The following is a 17204-nucleotide window of genomic DNA, read 5'->3' as shown; positions in this document are numbered from 1 at the left end:
CGTCCCCACGTCCGGGGGCGGGCTCCCGCGTGTCAGGGGCGGGTGGTCAGGACCGGCGAGCGACCGTGACGACGAACGGGGTGCCCTGCTGGCAGGTGGTCATCATGCCGGGCTCCACCCGACCGGTGACCTCGACCCGAGCACCCGGCGTCAGTACGTCACGCGGGCCGCCGAGCAGCAGGTAACCGTCGAGCAGTACGCAGCCGGGCTCCACGCCGCCCTGCACGGTGCCGCTCAGGGTGGTGGCCCCGACGCCCGGCGGCGTGCTCGGCCCGCCCGGCTTCGGTGACTTGACCCGCGGCGGCACAGTGGGGGCGACTGTCGACGGCGAGGCGGTCGGGTCGGGCGTGGGCTGGCTGGTCACCGGCTGCGCTCCCGTCGGTGTCGGGGTGGGTGTGCCGCCTCCGCCACCCTGGCCGCCGCAGGCGCTCAACGCCACGCAGACGGCCAGCGCGGGAACGGCGAGCCGAAGAGTCTTCATGCCGGATCTGACGTACGCCGACCCCGGTTCGTTCCCGTGCTCAACCGCGCGCCGCGGCGGCCTTCATGTCCCGCTTCAGCTCCTGCGGAAGCGAGAACGTGAGCCGCTCGTTGGCGGTGGTGATCTCCTCGACGTCGCCGAAGCCGCGCGCGGCGAGGTGGACCAGCACCTCCTGGACCAGGTCGTCCGGGACGCTCGCACCCGAGGTCAGGCCGACCGTCGTGGCCCCCTCCAGCCAGGCGTCGTCGATCTCGTGCGCGAAGTCGATCAGGTGACCGGCGCGGGCGCCGGCGTCCAGGGCGACCTCGACCAGGCGGACCGAGTTGGAGGAGTTCGTGGAGCCGACCACGATCACCACGTCACAGTCGGCGGCGATCTCCTTGACCACGTGCTGCCGGTTGGAGGTGGCGTAGCAGATGTCGTCGCTGGGCGGGGACTGCAACAGCGGCAGCCGCTGCTTGAGCCGGGCCACCGTCTCCAGCGTCTCGTCGACCGAGAGCGTGGTCTGGGAGAGCCAGACCACCTTCTCCGGATCGCGTACGGTGATCTTGTCGGCGCCGTCCGGGCCGTCCACCAGTTGGATGTGCGCGGGGGCCTCACCGGCGGTGCCGATGACCTCTTCGTGCCCCTCGTGACCGATGAGCAGGATGTCGTAGTCCTCGGCCGCGAAGCGCCGCGCCTCGTGGTGCACCTTGGTGACCAGCGGGCAGGTCGCGTCGATCGCCTTCAGCGAACGCGCCTTTGCCTGCTCGTAGACCTCCGGTGCCACGCCGTGCGCGGAGAAGATGACGGTGGCGCCCTCCGGCACCTCCTCGTTCTCCTCCACGAAGATCGCACCCTGGGCCTCCAGGGTCTGCACCACGTGCTTGTTGTGCACGATCTGCTTGCGCACGTAGATCGGGGCGCCGTAGAGCTTCAGCGCCTCCTCCACGGTCTGCACCGCGCGGTCGACACCCGCGCAGTAGCCGCGGGGCTTGGCCAGGAGCACGCGCTTGCCGGTCCGGTGAGTCGCCTGAGCCTCAGTCACCACCCCATCGTACGTGCCACCCCCGAAACCGCCCGAGACCGCGACCCCACACCCTCCCCGCGTTGATCATGAAGTTATTGCGGCGACACGCCGGCGCGGAGGGCAATAACTTCATGATCAACGAGGCCGGGTCGGGACGGTCCGTAGGGTGGGCGGGTGACCGAGGGTGGGCGGGTGGCGAGCGGCGGGGGCAGCGGCGGGGCGAGCAGCGCCGAGGAGCCTTGGCCGGTACGGGTGGTCAGCCAGAAGGTGGGGGCCTGGATCGCCAAGCTGGGCTGGGTGTGGGTGGACGGGCAGGTGGCCCAGATCAGCCGCCGCCCCGGGGCCAGCACGGTCTTCCTCACCCTGCGCGACCCGTCGGCCGACCTGAGCCTGACCGTCACCACCAACCGGGACGTTCTGGACGCCGGTGCGCCGGAGCTACGCGAGGGCGCCCGCGTGGTGCTGCACGCCAAGCCGGAGTTCTACGCCGCCCGGGGCACGCTGAGCCTGCGGGCCGACGAGATTCGCCAGGTGGGGCTCGGGGAGCTGCTGGCCCGACTGGAGAAGCTCAAGAAGCTGCTCGCCGCCGAAGGGCTCTTCGACCGCGCCCGCAAGCGTCGACTGCCGTTCCTGCCCGGCCGGATCGGGCTCATCACCGGTCGCGCGTCGGCGGCGGAGCGGGACGTGCTGACCAATGCCCGACGGCGCTGGCCAGCGGTCGAGTTCCGGACGGTCAACGTGGCAGTGCAGGGCCCGTCAGCGGTGCCGCAGATCATCGACGCGCTCAAGGTGCTGGACGCCGACCCGAGCATCGACGTCATCATCATCGCCCGGGGTGGCGGCGGCATCGAGGACCTGCTGCCCTTCTCCGACGAGGCGCTCTGCCGCGCGGTGTTCGGCTGTCGTACGCCGGTGGTCAGCGCGATCGGCCACGAGACGGACGCGCCGCTGATCGACTACGTGGCCGACGTCCGCGCCTCCACACCGACCGACGCGGCGAAACGGGTCGTCCCCGACCTCACCGAGGAGGTACGCCTCATCGGTCAGGCCCGGCACCGCCTCGAACGGGCGGTGCGCAACCTGGTCGACCGGGAGACGCACCGGCTCGACGGGCTGCGGTCCCGGCCGGTGCTGGCCCGGCCCCAGGTGATGGTGGAGCATCGGGCGACCGAGCTGACCGCGTTGCGTCAGCGGGCCGGCCGCTGCCTGGAACATCGGCTCACCGCCGCCGAGGATGATCTGCGGCACACCCTCGCGCGGCTGCGCGCCCTCTCCCCCGCCGCCACCCTCGACCGGGGGTACGCGATCGTGCAGCGCGCGGACGGTCAGGTGGTCCGCGCGGCGGCGGAGGTCGGCAAGGGCGACCCGTTACGGGTACGACTGGCCGACGGCGAGTTGGCCGCCACGGTCGACGGCTGAGTGGCGGCGCGGCGCGGCGGGGAGTGGTGTGCTGAGATGAACGCGATGACTGACGACACGAAGGCCGAGCCGGACGTGCGGCTCAGTTACGAGCAGGCCCGCGCCGAGCTGGCCTCGGTGGTGGAGCGGCTGGAGGCCGGCGGCACGTCCCTGGAGGAGTCGCTGGCGCTCTGGGAGCGCGGCGAGGCGCTGGCGGTGATCTGTCAACGCTGGCTGGACGGTGCGCGGGCGCGGATCGACGCCGCCCGGCAGGAGCCCGCTTCCTGACCGTCGCCCCGGCGACTGAAACCGTAGCTGCGGCGAGTGGAGCCGCCGGGCGGGGCGGCCGGAGCCGCCCCACCCGGTTACCTCAGTTGAACAGGCTGTACAGCTCGGCGGGCGCCTCGACGACCTGGTTCGCCGGCGGCTTCTGCGCGGCGGTGGCGGCACCGTAGTCGGAGTACGTCATCTTGATCTCCTGGGCGGCGGTCTGACCGGCGGCCGGCATCTGCAGCACCAGTTCGCTGAGACGGCCCTGCGGGTCGACCTTCGCGGTGAACGGGACGGTCTTCGCCTGGGTGCCCAGCGCGGCGATCGTGGCGGCGTTCAACGAGCCCGCCTCGGCGGCCTTGGTGACGTCGATGGTGCCGGCGTACGCGCCGGTGCCGGTGCTGCGCACCTCGGTGATGCCCTGGGTGAGCACCGCGCTGCCGGCCGGGTCGACCTTCTCGAAGTCGAAGCCGAGGTTCCGGTTGCCCTTGATCCGGGTCTGGTCCAGGTGCTGGTACTTGCCGAGGTTGAGCTGCTTGATGGCGGGCAGGCTGTTGGCGGTGGGGCCGCTCAACTCCAGCTTGACCCAGCTGTCCGGCTTGAAGTGGATCACGTCGAGCTTCATCGCCAGGTCGGACGAGGGGCCGCCGATCGCGATCTTCATCGCCGCGCTCTGGCTCGGCTGGTGCACCAGCCCCTCCGCAGTCGAGCCGGCGCCGGCGAGGGTGAACCGGAAGTTCCCGTTGCTGATCTCCTTGGTGGAGTCGAGCAGGGCCTGCTTGGCGTCGCCCGCCACCGGTGCGCCGGACGGGCTCGCCGTGCCGGACGCGGTCACCGTCGGGGACGGCGTCGATCCGGCGGTGCCTGTTCCGTTGGCGCAGGCGGCCAGCGCGGGCGTGATCAGAGCGGCGGCTACCAGGCCGGCGCCGAGTCGTCGAACAGTCATATCGTGTCTCCCAAGGGGGTCACCCGACGACCTGGGCGGCGCCGGAAACCGGGCGACGCAGCAGCACCGTCGGCTGCGTCGCGCGATCCGGGCCGAGCAGCGCGCCCGGATCACCCCCTCCTTGTTCCCTGTCGACACGTCGGACAATCACCCTTCGGCCTGGTTGCCCAGATTCGGCGTCAGCGGGACCTCCGACCACCGGGTCCGGTCAGCGCAACGAGCCGGCCAGTTCGCGGAGTTCGTTGTCCCGGGCGTCGCCGACGACGATCACCGTGCGGGTCGGTTCCAGCAGGACCAGCGCCTGCTGGTTTCCCCGGGCGGTGTAGAGCTGCCAGGTGCGCCCGGCCAGCTCGGTGGGGCCCTGCGGCTGGCCCTGGCTGGTCAGCTCGGCGGGGAGCAGACGGTCCGCCGGGACGCTGCTCTGCAGCAGTTGGACGCCCCGCCCCTCCGGCGTGAGGTAGCCGAGTCGCAGGTTCGCGCCGCCCTCGACGGTCTGGTAGCGGGCGCTGACCGTGGTCCAGTCGGAGCCGAGCCCCTGCGGCTGGCTCACCGGGAAGACGTTCGCCGAGCGGGCCTGCTCGATGGCGGGCGCCGGATCGACAGTCGTGGCCTGGTCGCCGCCGAGGAACCCCCGGTAGAACGCCAGCAGGAGCGCGATCGGGACGAGCAGCACCAGCAGCGAGATCGCCATGTCCTTCGGCGACCGCTCGGACTTGCCGGACACCGCCGGCGGCGGCGGGGTCGGATCGGTCGCGGCGGGCTCACCACCGGGCCCGGCGGAGACGTCGGCGGCCGGCGGCTGACCGTCCGGCGGCGTGCGGTCGGCGGGTACGCGGTCGGCTGGCTGTGCGGGTTCCACCCCTCCATCTTCGCAGCCGCCCGACCGGCGGTATCCGGGCCATCACCGCCCCGCGCCGACGCCCGGTCGGCCATCGTGTGAGGATCAGCGACAAAGCCGGCAGTGGGGGCCTCCCCGCCGCCGGTCGTCCCCGCACCGTCGCGAGGAGGAGTAGCCGCCATGACGAACACCAGGACGCGGATCCCACAGGATCTCGACCGAAACCTTGCCCTCGACCTGGTCCGGGTCACCGAGGCCGCGGCGATGGCCGCCGGCCGGTGGGTCGGTCGGGGCGACAAGGAGGGCGGCGACGGGGCCGCGGTCGACGCGATGCGCAAGCTGATCAACTCGATCCAGATGCGCGGTGTGGTGGTGATCGGCGAGGGCGAGAAGGACAACGCCCCGATGCTCTTCAACGGTGAACACGTCGGCGACGGCACCGGCCCGGAGGTGGACGTCGCCGTTGACCCGGTGGACGGCACCACCCTGATGAGCAAGGGCATGCCGAACGCCGTGGCGGTGCTCGCCGTCTCCGAGCGGGGTGCGATGTTCGACCCCAGTGCCGTGTTCTACATGGAGAAGCTCGCCGTCGGGCCGGCGTACGCCGACGTGATCGACATCAACGCCGGTGTGGCGGAGAACGTGCGCCGGATCGCCAAGGTCAAGGGCACCGACGTCTCCGAGGTGACGGTCTGCGTGTTGGACCGGAGCCGCCACGACGACCTGGTCGCGCAGATCCGCCGGACCGGGGCGGGTATCCGGTTCATCTCCGACGGCGACATCGCGGGCTCGATCGCGGCCGCCCGGGGCGAGTCGGATGTCGACGTGCTGATGGGCATCGGCGGCACCCCGGAGGGCATCATCTCCGCGTGCGCGCTGAAGTGCATGGGTGGTGCGATGCAGGCCAAGCTCTGGCCGCGCGACGAGCAGGAGCGCGAGAAGGCGATCGCCGCCGGGCACGACCTGGACCGGGTGCTCGGCACCGATGATCTGGTCACCGGCGACAACTGTTTCTTCGTGGCGACCGGGGTCACCTCCGGCGACCTGCTGCGTGGGGTGCGTTACCGGGCGGGCGGCGCGTACACCCAGTCGATCGTGATGCGCTCGAAGAGCGGCACCATCCGGGTGATCGACTCGTACCACCGGTTGGAGAAGCTGGCGCTCTACTCCGCTGTCGACTTCGACGGTCGGCCGCTGGCCGAGCAGGAGTGACAACCGCCGACACGGCGACCCCGCAGACCCTGTCGGCCGCCCGCCGGATCACCGGTGTCGCGCTGGCGTCGGCCTCCGGGGTCGCGGTGGCGGTGCAGTCGCGCATCAACGGCGAGCTGGGGGTACGCCTCGACGACGGTTTCGCCGCCGCGGTGGTCTCGTTCGGCATCGGCCTGCTGGTGCTGCTGGTGCTGGTACCCGCGACCCCCGGTGGTCGCCGGGGCCTGGTCGCGACGCGGCGGGCACTGCGGACGGGCACGCTACGGCCGTGGCAGTGCCTCGGCGGGATGTGCGGGGCGTTCCTGGTGGCCACCCAGGGGCTCACCATCGGCACGTTGGGCGTGGCGGTCTTCACCGTGGCGGTGGTCGCCGGCCAGACCGGAAGCAGCCTCGCCGTGGACCGGGCCGGGATCGGGCCGACCGGCCGGCAGCCGATCACCCGGCAGCGGCTGGCCGGCGCGGTGCTCACCGTGCTGGCGGTCGGCCTCGCGGTCGGCGACCGACTCGGCGACCCGGGCGCGCTGGCGCTGGCGCTGCTGCCGCTGCTCGCCGGGGTGGGCATCGCCTGGCAGCAGGCCGTCAACGGCCGGGTCCGTGCGGCCGCCGACAGCGCGTTGACCGCCACGCTCGTCAACTTCGCCGTCGGAACGTTCACCCTGCTCGTCGCGTTCGCGATCGACATCGCCGTACGCGGCCTACCCGGCGGCCAGCTACCTACCGAACCGTGGCTCTACCTCGGTGGCCCGATCGGCATCGTGTTCATCGCGATCGCCGCCGCGATCGTGCGCTTCACCGGTGTGCTGCTGCTCGGCCTGGCCACCATCGCCGGGCAGATCGTGGGCGCCGTCCTGCTGGACCTGATCCTGCCCACGGCGGCCTCGCACCCCGGCGTGAACACCCTGCTCGGGGCAGCGCTGACCATGGTGGCCGTGCTGGTCGCCGCGCTGGCGCCACCCGCTCGCCGCTGACCGTCCGTCCGCCGAGGAGTCAGCCGCACGTCCGAGGATCACTGTGGCGGCGACTGCGACGGGTACGGCGGATCAGAAACCGTCGACGGGCGCGCAGGGTAGGGCGCAGGCGGATAGGGCCCGTGCGGCGGATAGGGCGCATAGGGCGGGCGCGGCGGGTACCGGCGCTCGAACGCACGGGCCGGGTCGACAAGCCCCGCGATCCGGATGGCCAGCAGCACGCCCGGCACCGTGGCCAGCAGGGCGAGCGCCACCGCGAACCGGGTCCGTGACGGGGTGCCGTACAGCCAGCCGACGAGCGGCAGCAGAGCCAGGAGCACGGTCAGCAGGAGCCCGGTGAGCACCAACCTGACCCATCGTCGCAGTGCGCCCTGGTAGGACGCGCGAACAATCATGGCCACCGCGGTGAGGACGCCCACCGCCAGCACGAACGACACGGCCAAGAACGTCAGGGTGTCCTCGTCGCGCCCCCAGACCGCGGCCAACACGATCCCCGCGACCAGCATCGACGCGCTGCTGGCGATCCCCCACCAGCGCGGACCTTCACCACGGCGGATCGCGAGGTGACCGGCGAGCGCGGCGACCCCGCAGCCGAGGGTCAGCGCCAGCGCGATGGCGAGCAGCAGGTCCATCTGGCGGTCGCCGGGTCCGCCCCCGCTCAGCCGGGGCGGTTCGTCCCACGACGTGGCGACCCGCCCCTCCTCGAAGAGGAACCCGTCGCGCTGCCATCCACCGTCGGGCAGGCGGCGGAGAAACCCGTCCCGCCCGTTCGCGACAAGCACCTCGTGACCACCCCCGGCGTGGGGATAGACGACCAGATCGCGGGAGGCGAAGTGGCGCTCGACATTGCCCGGGTTCGGCGACCGGCGGGCCAACTCCTCCCGCTGCCCGTCGGGCACCTCCCAGGCCACCCGCCAGGTCGCACCGGCGTCGTCACTCTCCTCGACCCGTAGGTGCCCGGTGACGACCCGGTAGCAATGCCGGGGCTCGTCCGGAGCGCACGCCTGCTGCTGCCCGGCCTCCTGGCGGGGCAGTCGCCGCTTTTCGTCCTCGGTGGCGGGCCGCCAGGTGGTCGCGCCGTCGTCGCTGACCGCCCACTGCCCGTCCGACGGGCTGGTCGGCCAGTCCGACGCGCTGTAGCCGCTGCCGACCGAGATCGCCGGGTGGCCGTCGAGCATCGCGGTGCCCACCGCGTACGGATAGTAGATCGCGCTGGTCGCGGCCACGGCCAACACCGCTGGTGGCAGCACCAGCAGCAGCCGGACCAGCCGGGTGGTCCGTTGGCGCACCGGGCGGCGACGTGACCGCGTCCAACTCCACCAGGCCAGGCCGAGCGCCGGCAGGGTGAGCAGGTCGGTCCAGTCGGCCCGGACCAGCGACGGACCGGCCAGCACGGTCCAGGCCGAGGAGGCGAGTTCGGCGGCGTACCCGCTGGATTTGACGACCGCGAACCCGGCGCCCACCGCGACCAGGCCGGTCAGCGCGGCGGCCCGGGCCGGGAACCGTGGCACGAGGATTGTCAGCAGCACCGCGACCAGCGGTGGGGCGAGCACCAGGCCGGCGACGTCGCTCAGCTTGCCGGTCACCAGGCCGGGGAAGGTCGCCTTCAGCACATGGTCGTTGACCAGCAGCAGGACGAGCGCGAACAGGGTGGCGGGGTGGCAGAGCCAGGACAGCGTGGTGGGTGCGCCGTCCCGTGGTGCAGCGGAACCCGTCATCCTCCCAGGATCCGGTCGACCAGTCTCGATCCGGACTCAGGTCGGTCTGGGTCCGATACCGACGCTCAGCCGGCGTCGGAGGAGTGCCCGGGGAAGAGGTGGGCGCTCGGGTCGATGGCGACGGCCGCGTTGTTGACCGCCGTGGCCGCCTCACCGAAACCGGTGGCGATCAGCCGGACCTTGCCCGGGTACTCGGTGATGTCACCCGCCGCGAAGACCCGGGGCAGGTTGGTGGCCATCGCGCTGTCGACCAGGATGTGCCGGCGGTCCAGCCGGAGCCCCCACTCGGCGAGCGGGCCCAGGTCGGCGGTGAAGCCGAGGGCCGCCACCACGACGTCCACCGGCAACGTCTCGGTCGCGCCACCGCGCACGGTCACCTCGGCGCCGGTCACCGCGCCCTCCCCGATCAGCCTGGTGACCTCGGCGTTGACCACCACCCGCACCGGCAGGGAGAGCACCCGGGCGACAGTCGAGGCGTGCGCCCGGAACTTCTCCCGTCGGTGCACCAGGGTCACCGACCGGGCCAGCGGCTGTAGCGCCAGCGCCCAGTCGAAGGCGGAGTCGCCGCCACCGACGATCAGCACGTCCCGACCGGTCAGCTCGGTCGGCTCGGTCACGAAGTAGACGATCCCCGAGCCGGGGGCGCCGTCGGCGCACGGCAACGGCCGAGGGCTGAAGCTGCCGAGCCCGCCGGTGACCACGATCGCCCCGCACGCGAGCTGCTCGCCACCGGCCAGGCCGAGCACCGGGCGGCCGTCGGCGTACGCGAGCTTCTCCGCCCGGGTGCCGAGCAGGTACTGCGGATTGAACGGGGCTGCCTGGGCCACCAGGTTGGCCACCAGGTCGCGGCCCTTGACCGCGGGGAAGCCGGCGACGTCGAGGATCAGCTTCTCCGGGTACATGGCGGTGACCTGGCCGCCCGGCTCGGGCAACGCGTCGATCACCGCCACCGACAGCCCTCGGAACCCTGCGTAGTACGCGGCGAAGAGACCGGCCGGACCGGCCCCGATCACGGCGACATCGACCTCGCGCATGGCGTACCGTCGCTTTCCGCTTACGGATCAACGCTTGCTGATCTCGACCGTAGGCGGGCGGCGACGGTCGGGCAAGCACGTCCCAGGGGCGCGCCGGAGAATCGCGTCAGGGCAGGCTGAGTGTGGAGCCCGAGTAGTCCGGGCCGTCCACGGCCGGTCGCCGCCGACGGAACAGGATCGCCGCCACCACCCCGCCGAGCAGGCCGAACAGGTGACCCTGCCAGGAGATCCGCTCGTCGGTGGGGAGGATGCCGACCAGCTGCCAGCCGTAGAGCAGACCGACCAGGAGGAAGACCGCGAAGTTCCACCAGCTGCGCTCGACGATGCCCCGGGTGAGCAGGATGCCCAGGTAGCCGAAGATGACACCGCTGGCGCCGACCACCACCGAGTTGGGTGAGCCGGTGAACCATACGCCGAGCCCGCTGACCAGGATGATGATCAGGGTCGACCAGAGGAACCGGCGGGCGCCGGCGGCGAGGACGAAGGTGCCCAGCAGGATCAGCGGGATGCTGTTGCTGTAGAGGTGGTCGAAGCCGTGGTGCAGGAACGGGGAGAAGAAGACCCCGTCCAGCCCGTCGATGCGTTGCGGGATGATGCCGGCGGTGGCGTCCAGGCCGAACGCGAGACCCTGGTCGACGGCCTCGATGAGAAAGAGGAACGGGACCACCGCGCACATGGCGACGAACGCCCGGCCGAGCGCGGCGTAGAACGCCTCGGTGCCGAACCGGAACGGGTCGCCGCTTGACGGGTGCAGGGTCACTCCACAACTGCTATCAGCAAAAGTGGCCGACCGCCACTCACGTCCCGTTCGGAGTACGCGCGAAGGCGGGGCGGGTGGAGATCCACCCGCCCCGCCTTCGGGGGCCGTCAGTAGTGGCCGTTGTTCTGGAAGTAGGTCCAGGCGCCACAGGGCGACTTGTATCTGCCCTTGATATAGCCCAGCCCCCAGGTGATCTGGGTGGCCGGGTTCGTGCGCCAGTCGGACGCGACCGAGGCCATCTTGCTGCCCGGCAGGGACTGCGGGATGCCGTACGCGCCGGAGGACGAGTTGCTGGCCTTGTGGTTCCAGCCGCTCTCCTTGGTCCAGAGCTTCTCCAAACAGGGGAACTCGGCGATGCCGAAGCCCTTGGCGATCATCAGAGCGCAGCCGGTCTTGCGGTTGCCGCTGAACTCCGCGCAGGACGCCGGAATCGGCCCGTCGTACGGCTTGGCGGGCGCGTTCGCCGCCGCGCGCTCGCGCTTACGGGACGCCGCGGCGGCCTCGGCCCGGCGAGCCCGCTCGGCGGCCTCCTTCGCGGCCTGCGCCGCCCGCAGCTTGGCCTGGTACTCGGCGGCCCGCTGCTTGGAGAACTGCACCTGGTGGGCGGCCTGCCGCTCACGCTGGTACGCGAGGTCAGCTCGGTCGACCTCGACGCTGGCCCTGTCGGTCAGACCCTGTTGCTGGGTTTCCCGGTCTTCGCCCAGGTAGAAGCCACCGGCAACGCCCACGGAGAGCAGCGCTACAGCAGCCGTACGGGCGCCCAACCGGCTCCACAGCCGACTCACGAAGTGGTCCCTTCGTCGGGAGCAAGGACGTGGCGCGGCGCAGGCCACAGGTGGGCCGTCAGCCGTGCCACGAGCGCCCCGACCGGTTGCCGGTCGCGCCGACGCACCGATCTTCGCCGATGCCGTCCGTCTCGGGACGAACGATCACCAACGATTCCGATGGTGCGTGGACGCTCGTGGGACACGATTGCGCACAGTGAGGCTGATGGGAAACCAACCGGGCCGTTTGTGACCTGCGCCACACTGAAAATAGGGACAAAAGCCCTCAAAATACCCGTCAGATCGGGATGTCCTCCAGGAGATCCGTCACCATCGCGGCGATCGGCGACCGCTCCGAACGGCTGAGGGTGACGTGCGCGAACAACGGATGACCCTTGAGCGCCTCGATGACTGCCGTCACGCCGTCATGCCGGCCGACCCGCAGATTGTCCCGCTGGGCCACGTCGTGGGTGAGCACCACCCTGGAGCCCTGCCCGATCCGGGACAGCACTGTCAGCAGCACCCCGCGCTCCAGCGACTGCGCCTCGTCCACGATCACATAGGCGTCATGCAGGCTGCGCCCCCGGATGTGGGTCAGCGGCAGCACCTCCAGGATGCCCCGCGAGGTGACCTCTTCCAGCACGTTCTCGTGCACCACCGCGCCGAGCGTGTCGAAGACCGCCTGGGCCCACGGCGACATCTTCTCCGACTCCGAGCCCGGCAGGTAGCCCAACTCCTGACCACCGACGGCGTACAGCGGGCGGAACACGATCACCTTCTTGTGCCGACGGCGCTCCATCACCGCCTCCAGCCCGGCGCAGAGCGCCAGCGCCGACTTGCCGGTGCCGGCCCGACCGCCCAGCGAGACGATCCCGATCGACTCGTCCAGCAGCAGGTCGAGAGCGATCCGCTGCTCGGCCGAGCGGCCGTGCAGCCCGAACGCCTCCCGGTCGCCCCGGACCAGACGCACCGACTTGTCCGGCAGCACCCGGCCGAGCGCGGAGCCACGCCCCGAGTGCAGCACCAGACCGGTGTGGCAGGGCAGGCCGGCCGCCTCGTCGAGGTCGAGCGTCTCGCCGGCGTACAACTGGCCGATCTGCTCCTCGCTCAACTCCATCTCCGACATGCCTGTCCAGGTCGGGTCGCTGGCCTGGCCGTGGCGGTACTCGTCGGCGCGCAGACCCACCGAGGCCGCCTTGACCCGCAGCGGCATGTCCTTGCTGACCAGGGTCACCTCCCGCCCCTCGGCGGCGAGGTTGAGCGCGACGGAGAGGATCCGGGCGTCATTGCTCTCGGTGCGGAACCCGGGCGGCAGAACGCCGTCGTCGGTGTGGTTGAGCTCCACCCGCAGGGTGCCGCCGACGTCGTTGGCGGGCACCGGGCGGTCGAGTCGGCCGTGCCGGACCCGCAGGTCGTCGAGCATCCGCAGCGACTGCCGGGCGAACCAGCCCAGCTCCGGATGGTGCCGCTTGCCCTCCAGCTCGGTGATGACCACCAGAGGCAGCACCACCTCGTGCTCCGCGAACCGATGGAATGCCGCCGGATCGGACAGCAGCACCGACGTGTCCAGGACAAAGGCCTGGCCGGCTGGTCGTGGCTCCTTGGGGTCGGCCGGCGCGGCGGCCGCCGAACGGCGGCTCCTGGTGGCGCGGCGGGTCGTGGCAGTCGCGGCCGGGGTCTGGTCGGCACCGGCGGTGGTACGGCGAGTCGTCACAGGCCTGCTCCGACGGATGGGCACCCGCCACCCGTGTTCCGCCTCCTCCGGTGCCCGGGGACACGGGGTCGGATGCGGAACCCCATGCGCGAGGTCGCAGATCCGGGCGGACCGGCTGGCTCGGGAGAACCCCGTGCCATGCCTAGACGCTAGCCCCGCCGGACCTTCCCGGCTAGAGGTCGAACGTGGATCTCCCAAGACGCGCTCATGAACGGCGCTCCACCGACGCTCCCACCAGCCACAGGGCCGGCGGCGAACACGGCGGAACCGGCCGGGATGCATGCCCCCTGCGCGCATCCCGGCCGGTGGGGCCACCGTCACCGGTCTGACGTGGCCCCGACGGTGCGTGTCCGCCGCGGACGACGCACCGCGTTCGTGGCGCCGGTCGACGGGTGTGACCCGCCGACCGACCTCAACCGGTACGCCGGACGAGCGTGCCGGTCGGGTGCCGCCCGGTGATCGGGGCGGCCGGGGCGCTGAACGACGAGCCGGTGTACGTGGTGCCGGGTCGTTCGACAGCGCTGGCGGAGCGGACCACGCCCGCAGGCGAGACCGACAGCGCCGAGGCGATGGCCGCCTGGGCGTCCCGACGACGCCGGTTCCAGGCGCCCCGGTCACCGTCGAAGTAGCCCTGCCGGTAACCGAAGCGGTAGCCGATGCGGTAGCTGAGCTGCCCGTGCAGCCGCCCGGCCGCATAGCTGGTGGCCCCGAGCACCAGGACGAGGAACACCGCGAGAAACGGGCTCATCGGGCAGCTCCGGCCCAGCCGGGACGCCAGGTCATCGCTCCTCCGGCTCGATCGTGGTGGGGTCGGCGACGAGCAGCCGGTCCAGGTCGTCGGTGCTGACCTCCTCGACCAGCTCGACGCTGATCCGGCAGCCGTCCAGCACGACCTCGGCCACCGAGGACCGGCGGATCTCGCCGCCGGCGTCGTAGACCCGGACGCTCAGCTCGGGACAGCCGAGATGGGTACGCCAGGCGTTCCACTCGGCACGATCGCCGACGCTCAGCGACAGGTAGCGGCAGCCTCGGGCGAGGTAGAGGCGCCAGGGGGCGGTCAGCCCCGCGGCGACCCCCTCGGCGATCAGCCCGAAGGCCTGGGCGCGGGTGGCGAGCTCGGTCACCACGACCCCCTGGCACCGGGGGCGTGACGCATGTGAGCACCAATCGTCTCATGCACGTGACACACCGTAGATTGTCCCATGGGCGTGACAGTATCAGCTTTTCGTCCGCTTACGTTTGTCACTACGTTCATCTATTCTGCCCGCGTGACACCCCTCAACAGTGGCACTGACTCGTTTACCGGAAATCCGAACCCTTCGTCACGTCTGCGTGACAGTGGCGAGCCGGGGCACGCACCCGCATCCGGCTGGCCGTACCGTCACGGGGTGACCGAGACGGCCAATGCGCGGAAGATCGCCTTCGCCACCTTCGTCCGGCGGGCCCTGGACGAGGCACGAGCGACCCGAGCCTGGAGCGGCACCGAGGTGTCCCGACGCACCGGCGTCTCCCGGCAGACCATCAACCGCTGGGTCCGGGGCGACTGGGCCAGCGACCCCGAGGCCGAACGGGTGGTCGCGTTCTGCGAGGGGCTGGGGCTGAACCCGGCCGCAGCCTTCGCCGCGCTCGGCTGGGACCGCACCGCCGCCGGCCCTCGCACCGGCCAGGCCGCCCCTCCGATGGACCCGGACGTGGAGGCGCTGCTGCGCCGGCTGGTCGATCCACAGGTGTCGGACGCGGAGAAGTTCCACATCCGCGAAACCATCAGATACCTCGCATACCGCCCAACGTTGCCGGTCGATGTCCGAAAAAGGGGCAATCAGGCAGGCTAGTTCCTCAGATAGCGAAAGAACGCCTGGTCAGGTTCATTCGTTTGCCTCCGGGGCTGGAACGGGCACGCTAGCGTCCCTATTCGTACTGCTTGGGCTCGTCATCGGCGGGGGGACGGGACAAGGCCGAACCCAGCCCTGCGGGACAGAAGGAGGGGTCTGTCCATGACCCTGAAGTGGTTGGCAGTCGTGGTCGCAACGGTGTCGGTGACACTGTGGGCGACCGGCAACACAGTGACCCTCGCGGTCGACGGCGGGCAGCTTCCGCTGCTCGTCAACCTCTTTGCGCTCATCACCGCCGGCACCGCGGTCGTCCTGGCCGTCGTCGCCGAGCTGCACGAGCGTCTGAACAACCGAATCAGCGCGCTGACCGAGTTCCTGGTGGCACGGCTCAACGAGATCGAGAACCACACCGGCGATCGCAACACCGGGTTCGTGGAGGGCTACCTGTTGAGCCACGGGCAGGAGGCGGCTGTGGTGCCGTTCGGCCGGCGCGGACGGGGAGCCGCCGAACGCTGATCGCGCACCGCTCAACTGTTTCGCTCGGCCAGGAATGAGCCTGGATCGCCGGGGTACGCTGACGCGCGTGCCGCCGTTGAATCTGGGCAATCAGCAGCCGAGGACCCCGTTGAACGCCGACCAGGCCTGGCGGATAACCGCCGACCGGGCGGCCGGGACCGTGCTCTTCTTCGACTTCGACGGCACGCTCGCGCCCGTCGACGACGATCCGACCGCGGTACGCCCGGCTCCCAAGGCGCTGGCCGCGATCGAGGCGCTCGCCCCGGTCGTGCAGCGGGTCGCGATCGTCTCCGCCCGACCCGTCGAGTTCCTCCGGGACCAGCTCGGCGGGCTCGTCGGCGTGGACCTCTACGGCCTCTACGGGCTGGAGCACAGCCACTCCGGCGGGGAGACCGTCACCGAACCGGCCGCGCTGCCCTGGGTGCCGACCATGGCGGAGCTGGCCGACCTCGCGCGGGCGGAACTGCCGCCCGGCACGCTCGTGGAGTACAAGCGGCTCTCGGTCGCGCTGCACTGGCGTACCGCCCCGCAACTCGGCGCGACAGTGCAACAGTGGGGGCAGGCCCAGGCCGACCGTCTGGGGTTGCGTTCGCAGGCCGGGCGGATGGTGCTGGAGCTCAAGCCACCCGTCGACCGGGACAAGGGCATGGTGATCGGCGAGGCGATCAAGGGCGCCACCGGCGCCTGGTACTTCGGCGACGACGTCTCCGACATCAAGGCCTTCGCCGCGCTGCGCGCTCGCGCCGCCGCCGATCCGGATTTCCTCGGCATCTGCGTGGCGGTGGCCAACCCGGAGACCGGGCACGAGGTGGCCAACGCCGCCGACCTGACGATCGAGTCGCCTGCCGCACTGGGCGACTTCCTCACCCGGGCACTGACCCACCTGCCCTGACTGACCTGACCGGGCGGCCACCGAGGGCGTCGCCGCCGGGTCAGAGCCGCCGGGTCAGACGCCGTAGCGGCGTTGTCTGGTGGCGTACGAGCGAAGGGCCCGCAGGAAGTCGATGTGCCGGAAATCCGGCCAGTTGAGCTCGCAGAAGTAGAACTCCGAGTGCGCGGACTGCCAGAGCATGAAACCGGACAGCCGCTGCTCGCCGCTGGTGCGGATGACCAGGTCCGGATCGGGCTGGCCCCGGGTGTAGAGGTGCTCGGCGATGTGCTCGACGTCCAGCACCTCGGCCAACTCCTCGAGCGTGCCCCCGGTGGCGGCGTGTTCCAGCAGCAGTGAACGGACCGCGTCGGTGATCTCCCGGCGACCGCCGTAGCCCACCGCGATGTTGACCTCCGCGCCGCCGGTGCGCTCCCGGGTGCGTTCCTCGGCCCCCTTGAGCGCCGCCGCGGTCTGCGCCGGCAGCAGGTCGAGCGCCCCGACGATGCGCAACCGCCAGGGGTTGCCCTCCTCGGAAAGCTCCACCACCAGGTCCTCAATGATCTTGAGGAGTGGGTCCAGCTCACTGGCCGGGCGGCGCAGGTTGTCGGTGGCCAGCAGGTAGAGGGTCACGTGCCCGACACCGGCCTGGTCACACCAGCCGAGGACATGCTTGATCTTCGCCGCGCCGACCCGGTGCCCGTCGTTCGGGTCGACGAAGCCCATCTCCCTCGCCCATCGGCGGTTGCCGTCACACATCACCCCGACGTGCCGGGGCACCGGCTTACCCGCGAGCTTCGCCGTGAGCCGGCGCTCGTACACGGAGTAGATAAGGTCCCGCAGCGTCATCACCTAGCAGCGTAGCGACCCTTCCGC

Annotated in this window: 19 protein-coding genes; 7 read left to right on the top strand and 12 right to left on the bottom strand. The window is 71.4% G+C overall.

Annotated features, from left to right (window positions below):
- Positions 1-46: 46 nt before the first annotated feature.
- Positions 47-481: a hypothetical protein gene (locus ACQP0U_RS04420; protein ID WP_433315989.1), complete on the bottom strand. Its 435-nt coding sequence runs from the start codon at positions 479-481 to the stop codon at positions 47-49.
- 40 nt (positions 482-521) lie between these two features.
- A complete protein-coding gene (locus ACQP0U_RS04415) occupies positions 522-1508 on the bottom strand; it encodes a 4-hydroxy-3-methylbut-2-enyl diphosphate reductase (protein ID WP_433315987.1) in 987 nt (328 codons plus the stop codon).
- Positions 1509-1664: 156 nt separating this feature from the next.
- Between ACQP0U_RS04415 and xseA the strand changes: the two genes are divergently transcribed.
- Together xseA and ACQP0U_RS04405 are read left to right on the top strand one after the other, a co-directional pair.
- Positions 1665-2909 (top strand): exodeoxyribonuclease VII large subunit, encoded by a 1245-nt coding sequence (gene xseA / locus ACQP0U_RS04410; RefSeq protein WP_433315985.1) that lies wholly within the window; start codon positions 1665-1667, stop codon positions 2907-2909.
- A 45-nt stretch (positions 2910-2954) separates the two neighbouring features.
- Positions 2955-3176, top strand: coding sequence for an exodeoxyribonuclease VII small subunit (locus tag ACQP0U_RS04405; protein ID WP_433315983.1), 222 nt, complete (start codon positions 2955-2957; stop codon positions 3174-3176).
- An 82-nt stretch (positions 3177-3258) separates the two neighbouring features.
- On the opposite strand, the gene ACQP0U_RS04400 is transcribed toward ACQP0U_RS04405, so the two are convergent.
- On the bottom strand, positions 3259-4104 hold the full coding sequence (locus ACQP0U_RS04400) for a hypothetical protein (protein ID WP_433315981.1): 846 nt from the start codon (positions 4102-4104) through the stop codon (positions 3259-3261).
- 208 nt (positions 4105-4312) lie between these two features.
- On the bottom strand, positions 4313-4963 hold the full coding sequence (locus ACQP0U_RS04395) for a DUF4245 domain-containing protein (protein WP_433315979.1): 651 nt from the start codon (positions 4961-4963) through the stop codon (positions 4313-4315).
- A 159-nt stretch (positions 4964-5122) separates the two neighbouring features.
- Here ACQP0U_RS04395 and glpX point away from each other — a divergent pair, with 159 nt between their 5' ends.
- Positions 5123-6154 (top strand): class II fructose-bisphosphatase, encoded by a 1032-nt coding sequence (gene glpX / locus ACQP0U_RS04390; protein WP_145786319.1) that lies wholly within the window; start codon positions 5123-5125, stop codon positions 6152-6154.
- On the top strand, positions 6151-7122 hold the full coding sequence (locus tag ACQP0U_RS04385) for a DMT family transporter (protein WP_433315977.1): 972 nt from the start codon (positions 6151-6153) through the stop codon (positions 7120-7122). Before glpX ends, ACQP0U_RS04385 begins: the two co-directional genes overlap by 4 nt.
- Before the next feature lie 38 nt (positions 7123-7160).
- Here the strand turns inward: ACQP0U_RS04385 and ACQP0U_RS04380 are convergent, their stop codons facing one another.
- The 7 genes from ACQP0U_RS04380 to ACQP0U_RS04350 form a co-directional block, all read right to left on the bottom strand.
- Positions 7161-8840 (bottom strand): hypothetical protein, encoded by a 1680-nt coding sequence (locus ACQP0U_RS04380; protein WP_433315975.1) that lies wholly within the window; start codon positions 8838-8840, stop codon positions 7161-7163.
- Between the two features lie 65 nt (positions 8841-8905).
- Entirely contained in the window at positions 8906-9874 is a 969-nt protein-coding gene (locus ACQP0U_RS04375; RefSeq protein ID WP_433315973.1) for an NAD(P)/FAD-dependent oxidoreductase, read from the bottom strand.
- 106 nt (positions 9875-9980) lie between these two features.
- Positions 9981-10634: a rhomboid family intramembrane serine protease gene (locus tag ACQP0U_RS04370; protein WP_285793109.1), complete on the bottom strand. Its 654-nt coding sequence runs from the start codon at positions 10632-10634 to the stop codon at positions 9981-9983.
- A 107-nt stretch (positions 10635-10741) separates the two neighbouring features.
- A complete protein-coding gene (locus ACQP0U_RS04365) occupies positions 10742-11419 on the bottom strand; it encodes a lytic transglycosylase domain-containing protein (protein ID WP_433315971.1) in 678 nt (225 codons plus the stop codon).
- A 277-nt stretch (positions 11420-11696) separates the two neighbouring features.
- Complete coding sequence (locus ACQP0U_RS04360) at positions 11697-13112, bottom strand: PhoH family protein (RefSeq protein ID WP_238661608.1); 1416 nt, start codon at positions 13110-13112, stop codon at positions 11697-11699.
- A gap of 412 nt (positions 13113-13524) precedes the next feature.
- Entirely contained in the window at positions 13525-13860 is a 336-nt protein-coding gene (locus tag ACQP0U_RS04355) for a hypothetical protein (RefSeq protein WP_433315969.1), read from the bottom strand.
- A gap of 31 nt (positions 13861-13891) precedes the next feature.
- Positions 13892-14236 (bottom strand): hypothetical protein, encoded by a 345-nt coding sequence (locus ACQP0U_RS04350; protein ID WP_030328857.1) that lies wholly within the window; start codon positions 14234-14236, stop codon positions 13892-13894.
- Positions 14237-14500: 264 nt separating this feature from the next.
- Here ACQP0U_RS04350 and ACQP0U_RS04345 point away from each other — a divergent pair, with 264 nt between their 5' ends.
- The 3 genes from ACQP0U_RS04345 (at position 14501) to otsB (ending at position 16352) form a co-directional block, all read left to right on the top strand.
- The gene (locus tag ACQP0U_RS04345) at positions 14501-14944 is read left to right on the top strand and encodes an XRE family transcriptional regulator (protein ID WP_030486711.1); all 444 of its coding nucleotides are present in this window, start codon (positions 14501-14503) and stop codon (positions 14942-14944) included.
- Positions 14945-15106: 162 nt separating this feature from the next.
- Positions 15107-15460, top strand: coding sequence for a hypothetical protein (locus tag ACQP0U_RS04340; RefSeq protein WP_091394345.1), 354 nt, complete (start codon positions 15107-15109; stop codon positions 15458-15460).
- Positions 15461-15527: 67 nt separating this feature from the next.
- A complete protein-coding gene (otsB, locus tag ACQP0U_RS04335; RefSeq protein ID WP_433315967.1) occupies positions 15528-16352 on the top strand; it encodes a trehalose-phosphatase in 825 nt (274 codons plus the stop codon).
- 54 nt (positions 16353-16406) lie between these two features.
- On the opposite strand, the gene ACQP0U_RS04330 is transcribed toward otsB, so the two are convergent.
- Positions 16407-17177 (bottom strand): isoprenyl transferase, encoded by a 771-nt coding sequence (locus ACQP0U_RS04330; RefSeq protein WP_433315965.1) that lies wholly within the window; start codon positions 17175-17177, stop codon positions 16407-16409.
- Between the last annotated feature and the right edge of the window lie 27 nt (positions 17178-17204).

This window comes from Micromonospora sp. CA-269861 (genome assembly GCF_050948505.1).
GTDB lineage: Bacteria > Actinomycetota > Actinomycetes > Mycobacteriales > Micromonosporaceae > Micromonospora.
The sequence above is the reverse complement of the archived record's forward strand: the minus strand, read 5'-3'. Positions and strand labels throughout refer to the sequence as shown.